The 17,438-nt window shown below is 32.5% G+C and carries 16 protein-coding genes and 1 tRNA gene; 8 read left to right on the top strand and 9 right to left on the bottom strand.

Going from position 1 to position 17,438, the window contains the following annotated elements:
* Positions 1–272: 272 nt before the first annotated feature.
* Together ACZ098_RS13625 and rlmN are read right to left on the bottom strand one after the other, a co-directional pair.
* The gene (locus ACZ098_RS13625) at positions 273–1,250 is read right to left on the bottom strand and encodes a polyprenyl synthetase family protein (protein WP_487312305.1); all 978 of its coding nucleotides are present in this window, start codon (positions 1,248–1,250) and stop codon (positions 273–275) included.
* A 201-nt stretch (positions 1,251–1,451) separates the two neighbouring features.
* Positions 1,452–2,492: a dual-specificity RNA methyltransferase RlmN gene (rlmN, locus tag ACZ098_RS13620; protein ID WP_487312304.1), complete on the bottom strand. Its 1,041-nt coding sequence runs from the start codon at positions 2,490–2,492 to the stop codon at positions 1,452–1,454.
* Positions 2,493–2,657: 165 nt separating this feature from the next.
* On the opposite strand from rlmN, the gene ACZ098_RS13615 reads away from it, so the two are divergent.
* The 3 genes from ACZ098_RS13615 to ACZ098_RS13605 are packed head-to-tail and all read left to right on the top strand — an operon-like array spanning position 2,658 to position 4,406.
* On the top strand, positions 2,658–3,221 hold the full coding sequence (locus ACZ098_RS13615) for a hypothetical protein (protein ID WP_487312303.1): 564 nt from the start codon (positions 2,658–2,660) through the stop codon (positions 3,219–3,221).
* 31 nt (positions 3,222–3,252) lie between these two features.
* Entirely contained in the window at positions 3,253–3,762 is a 510-nt protein-coding gene (locus ACZ098_RS13610) for a hypothetical protein (protein ID WP_487312302.1), read from the top strand.
* A 2-nt stretch (positions 3,763–3,764) separates the two neighbouring features.
* Positions 3,765–4,406: an O-methyltransferase gene (locus ACZ098_RS13605; RefSeq protein WP_487312301.1), complete on the top strand. Its 642-nt coding sequence runs from the start codon at positions 3,765–3,767 to the stop codon at positions 4,404–4,406.
* Here ACZ098_RS13605 and ACZ098_RS13600 read toward each other — a convergent pair.
* The 5 genes from ACZ098_RS13600 to ACZ098_RS13580 form a co-directional block, all read right to left on the bottom strand.
* Complete coding sequence (locus ACZ098_RS13600; protein WP_487312300.1) at positions 4,393–4,977, bottom strand: phosphatase PAP2 family protein; 585 nt, start codon at positions 4,975–4,977, stop codon at positions 4,393–4,395. The genes ACZ098_RS13605 and ACZ098_RS13600 overlap by 14 nt on opposite strands.
* On the bottom strand, positions 4,977–5,312 hold the full coding sequence (locus tag ACZ098_RS13595) for a Sec-independent protein translocase subunit TatA/TatB (protein ID WP_487312299.1): 336 nt from the start codon (positions 5,310–5,312) through the stop codon (positions 4,977–4,979). Before ACZ098_RS13595 ends, ACZ098_RS13600 begins: the two co-directional genes overlap by 1 nt.
* Before the next feature lie 39 nt (positions 5,313–5,351).
* The gene (locus ACZ098_RS13590) at positions 5,352–7,601 is read right to left on the bottom strand and encodes a M1 family metallopeptidase (protein ID WP_487312298.1); all 2,250 of its coding nucleotides are present in this window, start codon (positions 7,599–7,601) and stop codon (positions 5,352–5,354) included.
* Between the two features lie 156 nt (positions 7,602–7,757).
* Positions 7,758–8,258 carry a DUF6702 family protein gene (locus tag ACZ098_RS13585; protein WP_487312297.1) on the bottom strand — a complete coding sequence of 167 codons (501 nt, stop codon included), beginning with the start codon at positions 8,256–8,258 and terminating at the stop codon, positions 7,758–7,760.
* Between the two features lie 113 nt (positions 8,259–8,371).
* Entirely contained in the window at positions 8,372–9,127 is a 756-nt protein-coding gene (locus ACZ098_RS13580; RefSeq protein WP_487312296.1) for a hypothetical protein, read from the bottom strand.
* 121 nt (positions 9,128–9,248) lie between these two features.
* On the opposite strand from ACZ098_RS13580, the gene pepE reads away from it, so the two are divergent.
* Positions 9,249–9,956: a dipeptidase PepE gene (pepE, locus tag ACZ098_RS13575; protein WP_487312295.1), complete on the top strand. Its 708-nt coding sequence runs from the start codon at positions 9,249–9,251 to the stop codon at positions 9,954–9,956.
* 51 nt (positions 9,957–10,007) lie between these two features.
* On the opposite strand, the gene ACZ098_RS13570 is transcribed toward pepE, so the two are convergent.
* A tRNA-Gly gene (locus ACZ098_RS13570) sits at positions 10,008–10,080 on the bottom strand.
* 146 nt (positions 10,081–10,226) lie between these two features.
* Between ACZ098_RS13570 and ACZ098_RS13565 the strand changes: the two genes are divergently transcribed.
* A complete protein-coding gene (locus ACZ098_RS13565) occupies positions 10,227–10,676 on the top strand; it encodes a GNAT family N-acetyltransferase (protein ID WP_487312294.1) in 450 nt (149 codons plus the stop codon).
* Positions 10,673–12,373 (top strand): L,D-transpeptidase family protein, encoded by a 1,701-nt coding sequence (locus ACZ098_RS13560; protein WP_487312293.1) that lies wholly within the window; start codon positions 10,673–10,675, stop codon positions 12,371–12,373. Before ACZ098_RS13565 ends, ACZ098_RS13560 begins: the two co-directional genes overlap by 4 nt.
* On the opposite strand, the gene ACZ098_RS13555 is transcribed toward ACZ098_RS13560, so the two are convergent.
* Entirely contained in the window at positions 12,362–13,063 is a 702-nt protein-coding gene (locus ACZ098_RS13555) for a murein L,D-transpeptidase catalytic domain family protein (protein WP_487312292.1), read from the bottom strand. The genes ACZ098_RS13560 and ACZ098_RS13555 overlap by 12 nt on opposite strands.
* A 263-nt stretch (positions 13,064–13,326) precedes the next feature.
* Here ACZ098_RS13555 and ACZ098_RS13550 point away from each other — a divergent pair, with 263 nt between their 5' ends.
* Both ACZ098_RS13550 and gpmI read left to right on the top strand, forming a co-directional pair.
* Positions 13,327–15,741 (top strand): DUF5916 domain-containing protein, encoded by a 2,415-nt coding sequence (locus ACZ098_RS13550; RefSeq protein WP_487312291.1) that lies wholly within the window; start codon positions 13,327–13,329, stop codon positions 15,739–15,741.
* 126 nt (positions 15,742–15,867) lie between these two features.
* Positions 15,868–17,385, top strand: a complete 1,518-nt coding sequence (gpmI, locus tag ACZ098_RS13545; RefSeq protein ID WP_487312290.1) for a 2,3-bisphosphoglycerate-independent phosphoglycerate mutase — start codon at positions 15,868–15,870, stop codon at positions 17,383–17,385.
* Positions 17,386–17,438: the final 53 nt, after the last annotated feature.

Raw genomic sequence — 17,438 nt, 5'->3', positions numbered from 1 at the left:
TTTTTATTGATTTTTGAAATTGCTATTGTAATTCAATCAGTGTTCTATTAGCATAGACGATTGCCGTTGTAAAATGGTTGCATGGAATAATTAAAAATTTTGAATTAAAATTTAAAAATAATGCAAATAACTGATTTTCAGAACATAAAAATTGAAATTAATGAAAATTATTTTTCAAATTTTTCTTTAATTTCTAGATGAGATTACTGCGAAAGTATAAAATTTATGGATAAATCATCTTCAACTAAACACTAAATATGGAACATTGAGTACTACTTTTTTCTTTCGATAACGTAATTCACCATTAAAACAAGGCTGTCTTTGTATTCTGAAGTTGGAAATTCGTGCAATAGGAGTAATGCTTCTTGCTGAAATTGCACCATTTTTTGTTCGGCGTAATGAAGTCCGTTTTTATCTTTTACAAATTGGATTACTTCCTTCACTCGTTTTTTGTCTTTGTTGTGATTTTTTATCGAGTTGATGCACCAGCTTTTTTCTTTGCTCGAACAATTGTTTAAAGCGTAAATAAGTGGCAAAGTCATTTTTTGCTCTTTGATGTCAATTCCGGTTGGTTTACCAATGGCTTCGTCGGTGTAATCAAAAAGGTCGTCTTTGATTTGAAATGCCATTCCGATAAGCTCGCCAAATTTTCGCATTTTTTCGACCAAAATTTCATCTTCTGATACTGATTTGGCACCGAGTGCGCAACAAGCGGCGATAAGTGTTGCTGTTTTTTGACGGATGATTTCGTAGTAAATACTTTCATCAATGTCGAGTCGGCGTGCTTTTTCTATTTGAAGTAATTCGCCTTCACTCATTTCACGAACGGCTACTGAAATAATTCGCAACAAATCGAAATCACCGTTATCGATTGAAAGTAATAATCCTTTGGATAATAGATAATCGCCTACCAAAACTGCGATTTTATTTTTCCAAAGCGCATTGATGGAGAAAAAGCCACGACGTCGGTTACTGTCGTCTACCACATCGTCATGTACTAAGGTTGCTGTGTGAATAAGTTCGATTACCGATGCGCCACGATAGGTACGTTCGTTTACCATGCCGTTGTTTATCATTTTGGCGGTTAAGAAAACAAACATAGGTCGCATTTGTTTTCCTTTTCGGTTTACGATGTAGTAGGTGATTCGGTTGAGCAACGCCACTTTGGATGACATGGATTCATAGAACTTTTTCTCGAAAAGTTCCATTTCTTTTTGGATGGGTTGTTTTATTTGTGACGTGATGTTCATGCCGTACAAAAATAGGAATTTTTGTAGTTAGTATGGAGGTTGTTATTATAATCTTAACTTTAGTTCATTTCGTTGATTCTCTAGCCCTGATTGCAGTGAAAATAAAAACCTTTCTGGTGTTCAGAAAGGTTTTTATTGTATCGAAAAGCAGGAATAGGGATTGCTACAATGCGCAAGCCATTTGCTCCTAAAATTAGTCTTTTAGTTTTCTTTGTTAGCAAGTTGTCCGCAGGCAGCGTCGATGTCTTTGCCTCGGCTTCGGCGCACTTTTACAACGACGTTGATTTTTTCTAATTCTTTGATATACAAATTTATAGATTCTTCTGAGGCTTGTTGAAATTCACCGTCGTCTATTGGGTTGTACTCGATGAGGTTGACTTTGCAAGGTACGTATTTGCAAAATTTTACTAAGGCATCGACAGCTTCTTTATTGTCGTTTATGCCTTTCCAAACCACGTATTCGTAGGATACTTTGCTTTTGGTTTTGCGGTACCAATATTCTAAACTTTCGCGTAAATCTTTGAGTGGAAAGTTGGAAGAAAACGGCATGATTTTGGCGCGAACTTCGTCGATAGCTGAGTGTAATGAAACGGCGAGTTTGAATTTTACTTCGTCGTCGGCCATTTTTTTAATCATTTTTGGGATTCCTGATGTGGATACAATGATTCTTTTGGGCGACATACCAAGGCCTTCGTTGGAGGTAATCATGTCGATGGCTTTGATTACGTTTTTGTAGTTCATGAGTGGTTCGCCCATACCCATAAAAACGATGTTGGAAAGTGGTCGGTTGTGGTACAGTTTACTTTCGTTATCGATGGCTAAAACTTGATCGTATATTTCGCCTGGTTCTAGATTTCGCATTCTTTTTAGTCGTGCGGTTGCACAGAAATTGCAATCTAGACTGCAACCTACTTGTGATGATACACAAGCTGTGGTTCGGGTTTGTGTTGGAATTAGAACGCTTTCGACTACCAAACCATCGTGAAGTCTGACTGCATTTTTTACCGTTCCGTCTTCGCTTCGTTGCATTTGGTCGACCTTGATGTGATTGATGACAAAATGTTCCTGAAGCATTGCACGCGTTTCTTTAGACACGTTGGTCATGTCTTCAAAACTGTGCGCGCCTTTGCTCCAAAGCCATTCGTAAACTTGATTGCCGCGAAATGCTTTGTCACCTTGTGCTACAAAAAAATCTCGAAGTTGTTCTTTACTTATAGATCGGATGTCTTTTTTTTCAATCATACTGCAAAGGTAGGATTTATTTTGTATTTTTATTTTTGATAAAATTATTATTCGTTGTAATAGTATCTTTTATTACTATGAAATGTTTTTACATTCTTCAACTATTAATCCTATTTTTGTGATGTCAATCTTTTGAAGTTTATTTCAAAATATTATTTATTAAAAATGAAAAAAATAATTTATACTCTCCTTTTTTTGGTAGCATTTTCGTCCGTTTATGCTCAAAATGAATTTGATGATTTTTACATAAAAAACAATGTGAATTGCAAATCCTATGATCCAGATGCCAATGTAACGCAAGTAGGAGATTTTGACGATAAAATGTTTTTTATAAATGGCAAATGGAGCGATTTTGATTTAAAGAATTTTAAGGTTAATTATGTTACGCATTGCCCAATGCTAATTGACGAAACCAATCTGATTTTAGAACTTTGGATTCGATATGAAAAAAAATATAAGCTTACGATGTTTCCAAGTGATATTGTTTTTAAAGAAGCAAATAAGAATTTTTGTATTAACTTGGAGAAAAAGAAATTGCAACACACTACGTTGGCTTTGAACGAAGAAAACAACTATACTATTTACGAAATTATAGAAGACGGAACGCGTAGACTCGAGTTCTTGGGAGTTAAAAATCAGAAGATTTATCGATTGGCTCTTTTTGAAGTGGATAGTCTTACTAGAACTTTGGATTCAGATTTTTTAGTTGGGATTTTTAATGGTAATTAGGATTTTTTTTCTATCTGTGAAATAAAAAAATATGAATAGTTTGTTATTGTTTCTCGTCTTATTTTGTTCTTCTATTGTCTTAGGGCAAAATGATTCTCTAGTTAAAAATGCAAAGGACATAAAAATAGGCGACGAATTGTTAATTACTGGAAATTGGCATAAGACATACATAATAGTTGATAAATTTTCATCGCATTTACCTATGTATACAGATGAATACAATAATTTGATGCAATTCAGTATTCAAGACACCAATGAAAAAAATCTGATGCTAGGTCATAGTTTAAGAGATATAAAATTTACTTATTTAAATTATTTTGATAGGCTAAAATGTAAAATAATTAGTTCAGAAAAAGACACCAGTAATAATTATTACATCTATAAATTAACAATGTATTCTAAACTCTTTAATAAAGATATAATTATAAACTACTTACTTGGTTTTAAAAAGCCTTATGCTTATGCAATTTCATTGTACAATTATGATGGCGATGTTGATATGGCGAGAGAATTTTTAATACAAACTTTTGAAAATAATTAAACATGCATTTCATATCAGAAGAATTAGAACATTACGTTGAGCAACATTCACAACATGAGCCTGAATTGTTGGTGCAATTATTTAAAGAAACCCATCAAAAAGTATTACAACCTCGAATGCTAAGCGGCCATTTTCAAGGAAGAGTGTTAAGCATGTTGTCTAAAATTATAAATCCGAAACACATTTTAGAAATAGGAACTTATACGGGTTATGCTGCGTTGTGTTTGGCCGAAGGTTTACAAAAAGACGGTACACTCGACACTATTGATGTGAAAGAAGAGTTGGTTTCAATTCAGCAAAAATATTTTGATTTATCTCAGTGGAAAAGTCAAATTAACGCACATCTTGGCGACGCCATTCAAATTATTCCAACGTTAAATAAAAAATACGATTTGGTTTTTATTGATGCCGATAAAGAAAATTATATCAATTATTTTAATCTTGTTGTTCCCATGATGAACCAAGGCGGTATTATATTGTCTGATAACGTGCTTTGGAGTGGTAAGGTTTTGGAAGAATTAAATCCCAAAGATACTAGCACCAAAATTTTATTGGAATACAACAGAATTGTAAATGAAGACGAGCGTGTCGAAACAGTTTTACTTCCTATTCGCGACGGATTAACTGTTTCTAGAGTGCTTTAGAATTGTTTTTTAATTCGGGAAACTTGTCTTGAAGTAAGGTATAAAGTTTATAAAACAGCAATCCAAATAAAATTCCTGTGGTATAACCTGTGATGATATCTAAAGGAAAATGAAGTCCAAGGTAAATTCGACTGTAAGCAAATATTAAAGGAAATAAGAACAATAAAAACGCATATTTATATTGTTTTTTAATAATCATAAATATAAACGTCATTGCTGCCATGGAGTTGGTGGCGTGACCTGAATAAAAACTAAAAGTAGCACTTCTTTTAACAATTCTAATATATTCGTTTATTTCAGGATCGTTGCAAGGACGTAACCGTTGAACTGTGTTTTTAAAAAAATTGGCGGTTTGATCACAAACCAACATCAAAAATGCGATGAATAATAAAGTTATACCAAGGTTTTTCCAGCCTACTTTTTTGTACAAAAGATAAAAAACTACTATAAAAAAAGGCAGCCAATTTATTTGTTTAGTAATAAACAACCATAAATTATCGTAGTTTTCAGATCCCAGACTGTTTAAGTAAACAAAAAGTTGTTTGTCTAACGAAACTATTTTTTCAAGCATTATTTTTGTCTTTTTATCGGGCCAGTCAATTCTTCAAAGTCTTGTTTTACTTCTTCTATAGGATTGGTATTAATTCCAGTAGTACTTTCTAAAACGTTATTTTTTATTTGATCAACCTCATTAGTGAAATTACTTGTAATTTCTTTTATAGAAGTATCCAATCCATTTTCTGATGCACTTTTTTGAATTTCGCTTTTGATGTCGTTCGAAGCATTTTTTACTTGTGACATAATTTTGCCAAACGTTCTGGCTGCTTCTGGAATTTTATCGGTTCCAAAAAGCATCAGCGCTACAATAATTATGAATATTAATTCTCCACCACCTATTCCAAACATTTTTTTTAATTTAAAAATTGTTTATAAATGTAATTTATTTTAATCAAATTTGGATTTCACTTCGCTTTTTGGCCAAGTATTATTGGTAACATCAATATCGGCAGTTTCCAATTTTGGGTCAATCACAATTTTAGTTACCGCTTTATCAGTCGCAAATGTTCGGCTAACTTCTTTATCGTTCATACGCCATATTTGAGCTGGGAATTTTTGAATTTCTGAAGTACCATCTTCATAAGTAAGTTCAACAATAATCGGCATAACCAAACCTCCTGGTTTATCAAATGTTACTTGGTAGAAGTATTTTGGTTGTTTTAATTTTGCTTTTTCTTCTGCTGTAAAATTTTGATTTACATAGTCATCTAGCGCTTTGTAATCTGAAATTTTAAATGGCTTGTTCATTTCTGTTTTGTAGTCTTCACTACCATCGGCAATCATGTATACCATTGCACCAGGATTCGAATCACGGCGTCTTCTGGTTTTCATGAACTCGGCAACTTCTTTAGAAGGTTCGTTGCTTACGAAGTATTTTTTAACTTCTTTTATACCGATATCATTATAGTCGGTAGTGTAAAACCAACCTCTCCAAAACCAATCTAAATCAACGGCAGAAGCATCTTCCATAGTTCTAAAAAAGTCTTCTGGAGTTGGATGTTTGAATTTCCATCTGTTGGCATAGGTTTTGAATGCATAGTCAAACAATTCATGACCCATTACGGTTTCACGAAGTATGTTTAAAGCGGTAGCCGGTTTTCCATAAGCATTGTTTCCAAACTGGCGAATGCTTTCTGAGTTGGACATAATAGGTTCTAAACCTTTTTGATCACCGCTCATGTATGGAATAATATTTTTGGCTGGTCCGCGACGCGTTGGGAAATTTGGGTCAAAGGTTTGCTCTGCAAGAAATTCTAAAAATGAATTCAATCCTTCGTCCATCCATGTCCATTGGCGTTCATCAGAGTTTACAATCATAGGAAAATAATTGTGTCCTACTTCATGACAGATTACTCCAAGCATACCGTATTTAGTTTGATCTGTATATTTTCCAGTTTCATCAGGACGACCATAATTCCAACAAATCATTGGGTATTCCATTCCTTGATCTTTCGCATTGATTGAAATTGCTTTTGGATAAGGGTAATCAAATGTATATTGAGAATAACTTTTTAAGGTATGAGCTACCATTCTAGTAGAATATTCTTCCCATAACGGATTTCCTTCTTTTGGATATAACGAAATTGCCATTGCCGTTTTGTTGCCAAGTTTTACCGCCATGGCATCATAAATGAATTTTCTAGAAGTCGAGATTCCAAAATCACGAACATTTTCAGCTTTAAATTTCCATGTTTTTTTCTTGTCAGAAAATCCTTTTTCTGCAGCTTCAGCTTCGGCTTGTGTAACAATAATAACAGGTTTGTCAAAACTCTTTTCTGCTTGCGCATAACGTGCTACTTGTGCGGGTGTAAAAACTTCATTTCGGTTCAATAATGTTCCAGTAGCTTCAAGAATATGGTCGGCAGGAACAGTAATGTTTACCTCAAAATTTCCGAATGGTAAAGCAAATTCTCCTGAACCCCAAAATTGCATATTTTGCCAACCTTCGACATCGTTGTACACCGCCATTCTTGGATAAAACTGCGCCAATACATATAGATTGTTACCGTCTTTATCAAACTTTTCATAGCCAGATCGACCTCCGTCAATTAAATAGTTGTTGATGTTGTACCACCATTTGATTGAGAACACAAATTTCTCACCTTTTTTTAGTGGTTTTGGCAATTCTACACGCATCATGGTTTGGTTTACCGTGTATTTTAATGGCGAACCTTTTGAATCGTTTACATAATCAAGATTGAATCCACCATCAAAATCTTCTTCAAGATAGGTTCTTGAAAACGATTGAACTCCTGCAGCAGGATCGGTTTTGTTACTTGAAACTAATGGTGTTAACGATTTTCTCGATTGCTGATTTTGATCCAATTGAACCCAAAGGTAATCTAAAGATTCTTTAGCGTTGTTGGTATACGTTATAGTTTCTTTACCGTAAAGTTTGGTATTTTTATCGTCTAGTTCAATGTCAATTTTATAATCGGCTTGCTGTTGATAATATTCTGGACCAGGTGCGCCTGATGCAGTTCTATACATATTTGGTGTTGCCAACAAATCGTACATTTGTTTAAATTTATCAGGATTTTTTTCGCTCTGTGGTGTAGGTTTTGGCTTCTCTTGTGCTAAAACACTCACCGAAATTAAAAATAAACCTAATTTTACTATTGACAAACTTATTTTCATCTGTTTATATTTATATTTTTTATAAGGAAATATGATATCGCCTTTAAACTATCGAAATTTGTTTATAACAAACTTGTTGATACTGGCGATTTCATAATTTACAGTTAATTCAAGCTATAAAAGTACTTATTTTTATTTAACTAAAATAACAAGAGTTTATTTTAACATTCCTTTATAATTGTCTGCTGTAAGCAATAAGCTTTGCTTTTCGCCAGTTATATTGGCTTGAATTATATTTTGTTGTTCTTCATTCACCTCTAATAAAGCACTATTTTCAATACTTAACGTTGTAATTTTAGGGATTTCTTTGATTGAATAATAACATACAATTACATTGGCTTCTATTTCCTTACTTAAAAAATTTATAGGTTTTGCAGTACCATTTACTTTTAAAATAAATTTTTCTGCAAGATATTTTTTCATGAGAACAACATCATTTTCAGTCTCTCTATCGGTGCCAACAAATGTTTTTTTGTTAAATTTTTTCTCTAAAGCATCATTCATGTCATCGATAAATATGCGAGAAGTAATTTGAAGCATCTTTTTTTGAGGCACATAATTTATTTGATAAATAGAAACGTAAAATTTATGCGCCACAAAAGAACTTAATGATACAAATAGTACAAATAAAACAAGCGTTTGAAATTTTCTTTTCATCTGTTTAAAATTTGTTTTTTAGCGGAGACATATGGTGTAGCTTTTTAATCATTGGTGTTTGTTTGAAATAATCTTTTTTTAGTTGTGAATTCATAAAGTCAAAAATAATCAAATTATTCTTTGATTATTTTTAAATATTCAACCGCTAATTCTCCCATTAAAAAGGTAGCCATTGTTTTATTGTTATTATTCATTGCCGCCACAAATTTTTCATCTTCAACAATGTAAAACTTAAATCCGTTTACATATTCGGCTGGTATTTTTAGAACGTCTGTAAAATGATTGTCTTGGAACGTGTTTTCTATTTTTACTATTAAAAATTCTTTCTTTTCAATTTGTAGTTCTTTTTTTAGTTGTGATTTCCTGCCGCTAATGGCGTTCAGTAATCCGTCAACACCCATTCCGCCTAAGGGAATTAGTAATGGACTGTACCATTTAAATTCTCCAGCACTTCGCAATCTTCGTTCTGCTGGTGTGTATTGTTTTTGATTTTTCGGAACCAAACCAAGAGAAACTGCATTGATGTTTTTGTATTGATTAATTTTGATTTCATCCAAAACATTGACCATTGTTTCTAGTTTTACAAAAAATAATTGTTGTTCAAAATCTTCTTTTTGTAATTCTTTTTTTAAGCCAACAAATTGTAAAGCTGAGAATAGTAGGGTGTCGCCAACACTTGCGTTGATGGCAAAATAGCCGTTTTTATCGGTAAGAGTGGCTTCGTTGCTTTTTAAATTAGCAATATAAATTCCTTCTAAATCGGATGCATTTGAGGTTATTTTTCCTTTTAAATTTTTTACAACAGTTTGCTGACCAAAGGATATTTGGAAAATCAACAAAAAGAAGAGACGAATTGTAACGTTTTGCAAAATAAATTTCGATTGATTAGATGTGAGTAAATGTATTTGAATGTCGTCCAAAAAATTAGCCAATGCAATTGTAAAATTATGTTAATTATTAGTTTTAAATTCGTGGCTCAAAAATAGAATCATGAAAAACTTAATTATTGCAAGTACCTCTACTCTTTACGGTGGCGAATATCTAGATTATTTATTGCCAGAACTAGAACTTCACTTTGATAATTGCGACACTATAGTATTTATTCCTTATGCGCAACCTGGTGGGATTTCGCACAGCCAATATACCCAAAAAGTAAGTGAAGCATTTTTAAAAATTAATAAAAAAGTAGTGGGTTTACACGAATTTGAAAATCCTGTTGCTGCTTTAAAGAATGCTCAAGGAATTTTTACTGGTGGCGGAAACACTTTTTTATTAGTTACACAATTGTATCGTACTAATGTTATGAAAGTTTTGGCAGATGTTGTTTCATCTGGAACTCCTTATTTGGGTACAAGCGCTGGAAGTAATATAACGGGAATTTCTATGCAAACTACCAATGATATGCCAATTGTATATCCGCCAAGTTTTGACACCTTAAATGCAATTCCTTTTAATTTAAACCCACATTACCTTGATGCTGATTTGCAAAGTAAACATATGGGTGAAACTAGAGAAACAAGAATTAGAGAGTTTCATGCATTTAATGCTACACCAGTTCTTGGATTAAGAGAAGGAAGTTGGTTGGCTGTAAAAGGAGAGCAAATAATTTTAAAAGGAACTTTAACTGCTAGATGGTTCAAGCCAAATGAAAAGCCAATTGAAATCGCAACTGAAACCGATTTGAAAACGTTACTTTAGAATTTTAGATAAAATAAAAAAGCCTCAAATACGATTTGAGGCTTTTTGCAGAGCGGAAGACGAGGCTCGAACTCGCGACAACCAGCTTGGAAGGCTGGAGCTCTACCAACTGAGCTACTTCCGCATTTGTGAGTGCAAATATAACACTACTTTTGTTTTCTGCAAACTTTTTTTTGAAAAAAAATAATGTAATAAATATTTTACAATTTTTTTTAAGTCTAAAAGTTTTATTTCTAATTTGTTATCGTTTCTTTGCAGTCCGAAAAAAATATGAAAAAAATTTTAGAAATAGCAGCAATAGACACTTTTGAGGTGAGACATCCTGTTTTAAGAAAAGGAAAACCTATTAAAACATGTAGTTTTGAAGGTGATAATTTGCCTTTTACGAAACATTTCGGACTATTTATTGATGAAAAATTAACGGCAGTTGTATCCGTTTTTAAAAATAATAATAGTATTTTTAATTCTCAAAATCAATATCAGATTCGCGGAATGGCAGTTTTAGATCAGTTTCAGAAAAAAGGTTTTGGCCACGATTTGCTAGTTCATTGCGAAGGTTACTGCGCATCTCAAAATGCCGAACTGATTTGGTTTAACGCAAGAGAAACTGCAGTTTTGTTTTATAAAAAAATGAATTATAATGTGGTGGGTGATGCTTTTAACATAAAAGATGTTGGCACTCATTATGTGATGAAAAAAGAATTGATTGCAAGCCTATGAGTAAATTATACTTACCATTTCTTATCATAATCTTAGTAAGTTGTAAGAACGATTTTTCAGAGAAATCTTCTTCCAATGCCTCTATTATTACAATTAATTCAATTTTCGATTCTAATGATTTAGATGTTGACTCTACTTATATCAACAGCTTTAAAAATTCTGATTTAGTATCGTTTTATAAAAAATTCAATTATAAAACCGTTTGGCAATCTAAAAATCTTAGAAGTCAAATTATTGATGAATTTAAAAATGCAGAATTGGATGGTTTAGAATCTCAAGATTATGGTTATAAAACATTACAACTGTTAGAAGATAATTATGATGACATTGCCGATTCTACACTAATACACTACGATATACTTCTAACATTAAATTGTCAAAAGTATTTGTCTCATGTTAGTAAAGGTAAAATTAAACCTAGTGATGTTTACCGAGATTGGGATTTGAAAGAAAAAGAAATTGATGTTAACTCCTTCCTGTTTAAAGGTTTTGAAAATAATGATTTAAAGTCTGAATTTGAAAATGCAAAACCGCAACATGCTGTTTATAAGAAGTTAAAGAATAGCTTGAAAATTTTACGTGAATTTTCAGACGATACGCTGCCTTTTATTGAGTTAAAGTCTAAAATTATTGTCAATAAAAAAAATAAAGTAGTACCAATAATTAAGAGGCGACTTATGTATTGGCGCGACTTAGAATTTCAAGATACCATTACTTCTGTTTATGATGCTGCTACAGTTAAATCAATGAAATTTTTCCAAAAAAGACATGGTTTGAATCCAGACGGAGTTATTGGAAAAGCAACTCTTGAAGCTTTAAATTTCAGTAAAAGTATGCGCATCGAGCAAGTAATTGCCAATTTAGAGCGTTGGCGTTGGTTTGCTAATGATTTTGGAACTCATTATTTATTGATCAATATTCCAGATTATAAATTGGTTGCTATAAAAGATAAAGATACCATGCAAATTCAACGCGTTGTAGTTGGTAAAGATACTAGGAGAACACCGGTTTTAGAATCGAAAATATCCAATATCAATTTGAATCCAAATTGGACTGTTCCTCCAACGATATTGAAAGAAGATATTTATCCAGATGCCATAAAAAATCCAGATGTTTTTAGAAAAAAAGGGCTTAAAATATTTGATAGAAAAAATAATGAAGTCAGTCCGTATTCTTGGACGATAAAAGATGCTTGGAAATACAAATATGTCCAAAATCCGAGTAGAAATAACTCTTTAGGTTCGATGAAAATAAACTTTCCGAATAAATTTTCGGTTTACTTGCATGACACCAACCACCGGGATTATTTTGAATTTACCAAGCGTTCGTTAAGTTCTGGTTGTGTTCGAATGGAAAAACCCTTAGAAATGGCAGCTTACATATTAAATGATACTGTAAAATGGTCTTTAAAACGAATAAAAGATACTACAGATATCAATTATTATAATAAATTAAAACGCGAGAAAGAGAAAAAAATAGAATTAAAAAATGCTAAGTTACTAGCCAAAAATCCAGATTTAATAATTGTCCCGAAAGTTTTTCCAAAACCCGAACTGAAAACAATTGTAGTCAAAGTACCCGAAACGATTTTAATTCATCAATTGTATTGGACAGCGTGGGAAGAAAATGGTATTCTTCAATTTAGAGAAGATATTTATTGTTTAGATCATGATGTTTTTGCCAAACTAAGATACTAGCTTCGTTCTAGAATTGTAGTTTTCGTTAGGCGCATAAATGAACAGGCACGATTTATCTTTGATTGTTTCTATAATTTTTTTACTCAACTCAATTGGTAATGCTGGGCAACCTTGACTTCTTCCCAATCGGTTGTGGTTTTTTATAAAATCTTCAGAAACATAATCAGCTCCATGTATAACAATTGACCGTTGTCTCGCCTTGTCGTTGATGCCTTTTTCTAAACCATCCAGTTTTAACGATAATCCGTGAATGCCATGATAGACTTCTGCTGTGGTAAAAAATCCCAAGCTACTTTGAAAAGAATTATTTTCATTTGAAAAATGGTTAGCATATTCTTCGCCCGAATTTTGCCCATGAGCGACTAACGAATGAAATAAAACTTTGTTTTGATTCATGTCAATTACCCACAGTCTTTTTTCGGTAGAACTCAAACTAAAATCTACTAGGGTCAAAATATTATTTTTTATTTTACCACTTATTTTCAATAAATTATATCCTTCTATAGCTTTTGAAAAACTTTCAAAATTTGGAGCTTTTAAGTTATTAGTGTTTAGTTTGTTGTAGGTTGCCGTTAGCTTGCTAGCCGCACTATTTGCAATATTATCTGAAAATTGCGTTTCTTTATTTGTCGATGGAACATAAGAAGAAAATGCAAAGATTAAAACGTATAGATATTTAAAATACTCCATTATTGTATAATTGCGTTAAATTAAAAGTAAGGATGGCAAATATAATTGGTAATCAAATGTTTTCATCTAATACCTATGTTAAATGTATCGATTAAATACAAATTTTAACGCTATAAAGCTAATTTGTTCTATTTTTTGTAAGATTAATTTCACGTATTTATACCTTTTTTAACTTAAAGTAATCTTAAATAAGAATACTATTACAATTTCAATTGCCATATTCTAGATAAAAAATTATATTTGCCTAATTAACAAAAGAATAAATGAATAAAGTACAAAGTCTTACTACCATTGTAATTTTACTGTTTTACTTTGACGGATTTTCTCAAAAAAAATCGTTGACAACCCAGTTTACAACTGAAAAAATTGTTATCGATGCAAAATTTGATGAAGCGTCTTGGAAAACAGCTGCAATTGCCTCCAATTTTTTTATGATTTCTCCCGATAATGGAAAGCATGCAGCAATTGAGAAAGATACAGAAGTACGAGTTTTATACGATAATGATGCCATTTATATTGCGGCAATTCTTCACGACAACGAACCTTCCAAAATAACTAAAGAATTAACTTTACGTGATAACTTTGCTACTGCCGAACATTTTGGGGTTTTTCTAAATGGATATAACGATGGTCAGCAAGAATTTCGATTTTTTGTAAGTTCTGCTGGAGTACAACAAGACATTTTATACACAGAATCGTTCGGAGAAGACCTTTCGTTCAACGCAATTTGGGATAGTAAAGTAGCAATAACAAACGAAGGTTGGGTTGTGGAAATGAAGATTCCGTATGCTGCATTGCGATTTTCTTCAGAGAATAAGCAAACTTGGGGATTAAACTTTTATAGAGAGTTACAACGCGATCGTCAACAATATACATGGAATTTAATTGACAATAAAATTGGTTCAGAAAGTAATCAAGCTGGAATTTTAGAAGGTATAGAAAACATAAAAACTCCAACAAGACTATTTTTAATTCCCTATTCTTCATTTTACCTGAACGGAAACGACAATCAAAAAACCAAAGGCGAATTCAAAGGTGGTTTGGATATAAAATATGGAATTAATGATGCCTTTACCTTAGATGCTATTTTGGTTCCCGATTTTGGTCAAACAGCTTTTGATAATGTAGAACTAAATCTTGGTCCGTTCGAGCAACAATTTGCAGAAAACCGTCCGTTTTTTACCGAAGGAACCGAATTATTTAGTAAAGGAAATTTAGTGTATTCCAGGCGAATTGGCGGAAGTCCATCAACGGCTGCCGAAATTTCTGAAGACGAAACCTTCATCGAAAATCCAGCTAAGGTTAATTTGCTAAATGCATTAAAAGTCTCGGGTAGAACCAAAGGCGGACTTGGAATTGGAGTTTTAAATGCAGTTACCGATAAAACCGAGGCTTCTATAAAAAACACGGTAACTGGTGATACTAGAAGTCAAGTTATTGAACCACTCGCTAATTATAATGTTTTTGTACTAGACCAACGATTTCGTAAAAATTCTTCGGTTTCCTTTATTAATACTAATGTAACTCGAAACAATCAATTTCGGGATGCCAATGTTTCAGCAGCCTTATTCGATTTGAATACCAAGAAGAATACCTACAACTTATCGGGTGATTATAAATACAGTTACATTAACGAATTTGGAAATCTTCCAAATAAAAAAGGTTTCAATACGTCATTAAATTTTGGTGAAACTAGTGGAAAGTACCGATTTGGCGGTGGTGGACAATATGTTTCTACCGGTTGGGATAACAATGATTTAGGAATAAATTTTCAAACACATTACCACGCTTTATATACCAATTCAAGTTACCGAATCTTAAATCCAAGCAAGACTTTTAATAGTTTTAGTATCTTTCAAAATAACTATTTCGAATTTGATAATCGTACTGGAAAAATACAAGAAAGCAGTGTAAGTCTAGATATAAACACTACGACCAAGAAGAACGATTACCATGGTTATGGAATTAATGGTAGACTTACCGATGTTCATGATTTTTATGAACCGAGGTCGGATAATGATGAAAAATATCTTATCGTACCAAGAAATATCGGAATGTACTACTATTTTTCATCCAATTACAATAGAAAATTTGCATTAGATTTAAATCCGTCGATAGTTTTTATTAACGAAAAAAACCGAATAAATTTCAATTTTTTTGTAAGTCCAAGATACCGATTTTCTGATAAACTGTCGCTGGTTTATAGTTTTCGATTTAATAGACAAGTAAATAATATTGGTTGGATTGATTTTGATGACAATGGTAACGCCATTCTTGCAAGAAGAAATAGAAATACCTATACCAATACTGTTTCCGGAAAATTCACATTGAATAATGTGATGAACCTCAATTTATCTGTTCGTCATTACATGAGTTATGCTATTAATAATGAAATTCTGGATTTACAAGATAATGGCTCAGTACAAACAAATACAGTCTATCAAGAGAACAAAAACTCCAATTTAAATACATGGAATTTAGATTTATCTTACTCATGGTGGTTTGCACCAGGAAGTCAAATATCAGTATTGTACCGAAACAACGCGTCATTATTTGAAAGAAATTTTGATAAAGATATTTCAAAAAATTTTAGAAATGTGGTCAATCAAGATAATTTAGACCACGTTTTATCGGTAAGTATTCGTTACTTTATTGATTATAATTCATTAAAACGATAAATTTTTAAACCAAACTTTAAAATATCCGATTATTATCAATCGGATATTTTTTTATCCTCAATTTTGCTTTTCGTGTTTGATTTACTCTTCGTAAATGGAGTATCTTTGTAGTAAATATTTTATACAATGAACAAAAAAGTAATTCTAATGATACTTGACGGTTGGGGAAAATCGCCCGATCCAAAAGTATCTGCTATAGACAATGCCAATGTACCGTTTATCAATAGTTTATACGATAATTTTCCGAGTGCTCAACTTCGTACCGACGGTTTAAATGTGGGTTTACCAGAAGGACAAATGGGTAATTCTGAAGTCGGCCACATGAATCTTGGTGCTGGACGAATTGTATATCAAGACTTAGCTCGCATCAATTTGGCAGTTCAATTCGATACTTTAAAAACCGAAAAACCATTAGTTGACGCGTTTCAATATGCTAAAGCAAATAATAAGAAGGTTCATTTTTTAGGACTTTTATCTAACGGTGGTGTGCATTCTCATACTTCACATTTATATTCTTTGCTAGATGCGGCTTCTGAATTTGGATTAGAAAAAGTGTATGTTCATGCGTTTACCGATGGTCGTGATGTGGATCCAAAATCTGGAAAAACTTATTTACAAGATTTAGAATATCATTTGTCAAAATCTAAAGCTAAATTAGCGTCAGTAATTGGAAGATATTACTCGATGGATAGAGACCGACGTTGGGAACGAGTAAAACTAGCTTACGATTTATTAGTTAATGGGAAAGGTAAAAAATGCCATAACATAGCCGAAGAAATTCAAGCGAGTTATGATCAAGAAATTACCGACGAATTCATCGATCCAATTGTTATGGTTGATGAGTTTGATAACAACATTGCTACAATTGAAGAAGAAGATGTAGTCGTGTTTTTCAATTTTAGAACCGATCGTGGTCGTGAACTTACCGAAGTTTTATCGCAATATGATTGTCATGAGCAAAACATGCACAAATTGAATTTGTATTATGTAACAATGACTAATTATGACGATACCTACAAGAATGTTCATGTAATTTATGATAAAGATAATATTACTGAAACACTTGGAGAGGTACTAGAAAAAGCTGGAAAAAAACAAATTAGGATAGCTGAAACCGAAAAGTATCCACATGTAACTTTTTTCTTTTCTGGTGGAAGAGAAGTGCCATTTGAGGGAGAAACTAGAATATTAAGAAATTCACCAAAAGTAGCAACTTACGATTTGCAACCTGAAATGAGCGCTTTCGAATTGAAAGATGCTTTGGTTCCTGAACTTTATAAAAGAGAAGTAGACTTCGTTTGTTTGAATTTTGCAAACGGTGATATGGTTGGTCACACTGGAGTTATGGCTGCGGCAATTAAGGCTTGTGAAGCAGTAGATACTTGTGTAAAGGAAGTTATAGAAGCCGCTTTGGCAAATGATTACACTACTATTGTAATTGCCGATCACGGAAATTGTGAAACCATGATTAATCCTGATGGTTCGCCCAACACCGCACACACAACCAATCCAGTTCCGATTATATTGGTGGATAAAGATTTAAAGACTATTCATGATGGCGTTTTGGGAGATATTGCTCCAACCATTTTAGAATTAATGGGAATTGAAAAACCAACAGTCATGACGCAACATTCATTATTATAATCTATAGTAATTTAAACGAAAAGAGATTCAGTAAAATGAGTCTCTTTTTTTTG

Source organism: Flavobacterium sp. SP2 (assembly GCF_057626655.1).
This window is presented reverse-complemented; position numbering and strand designations above follow the sequence as displayed.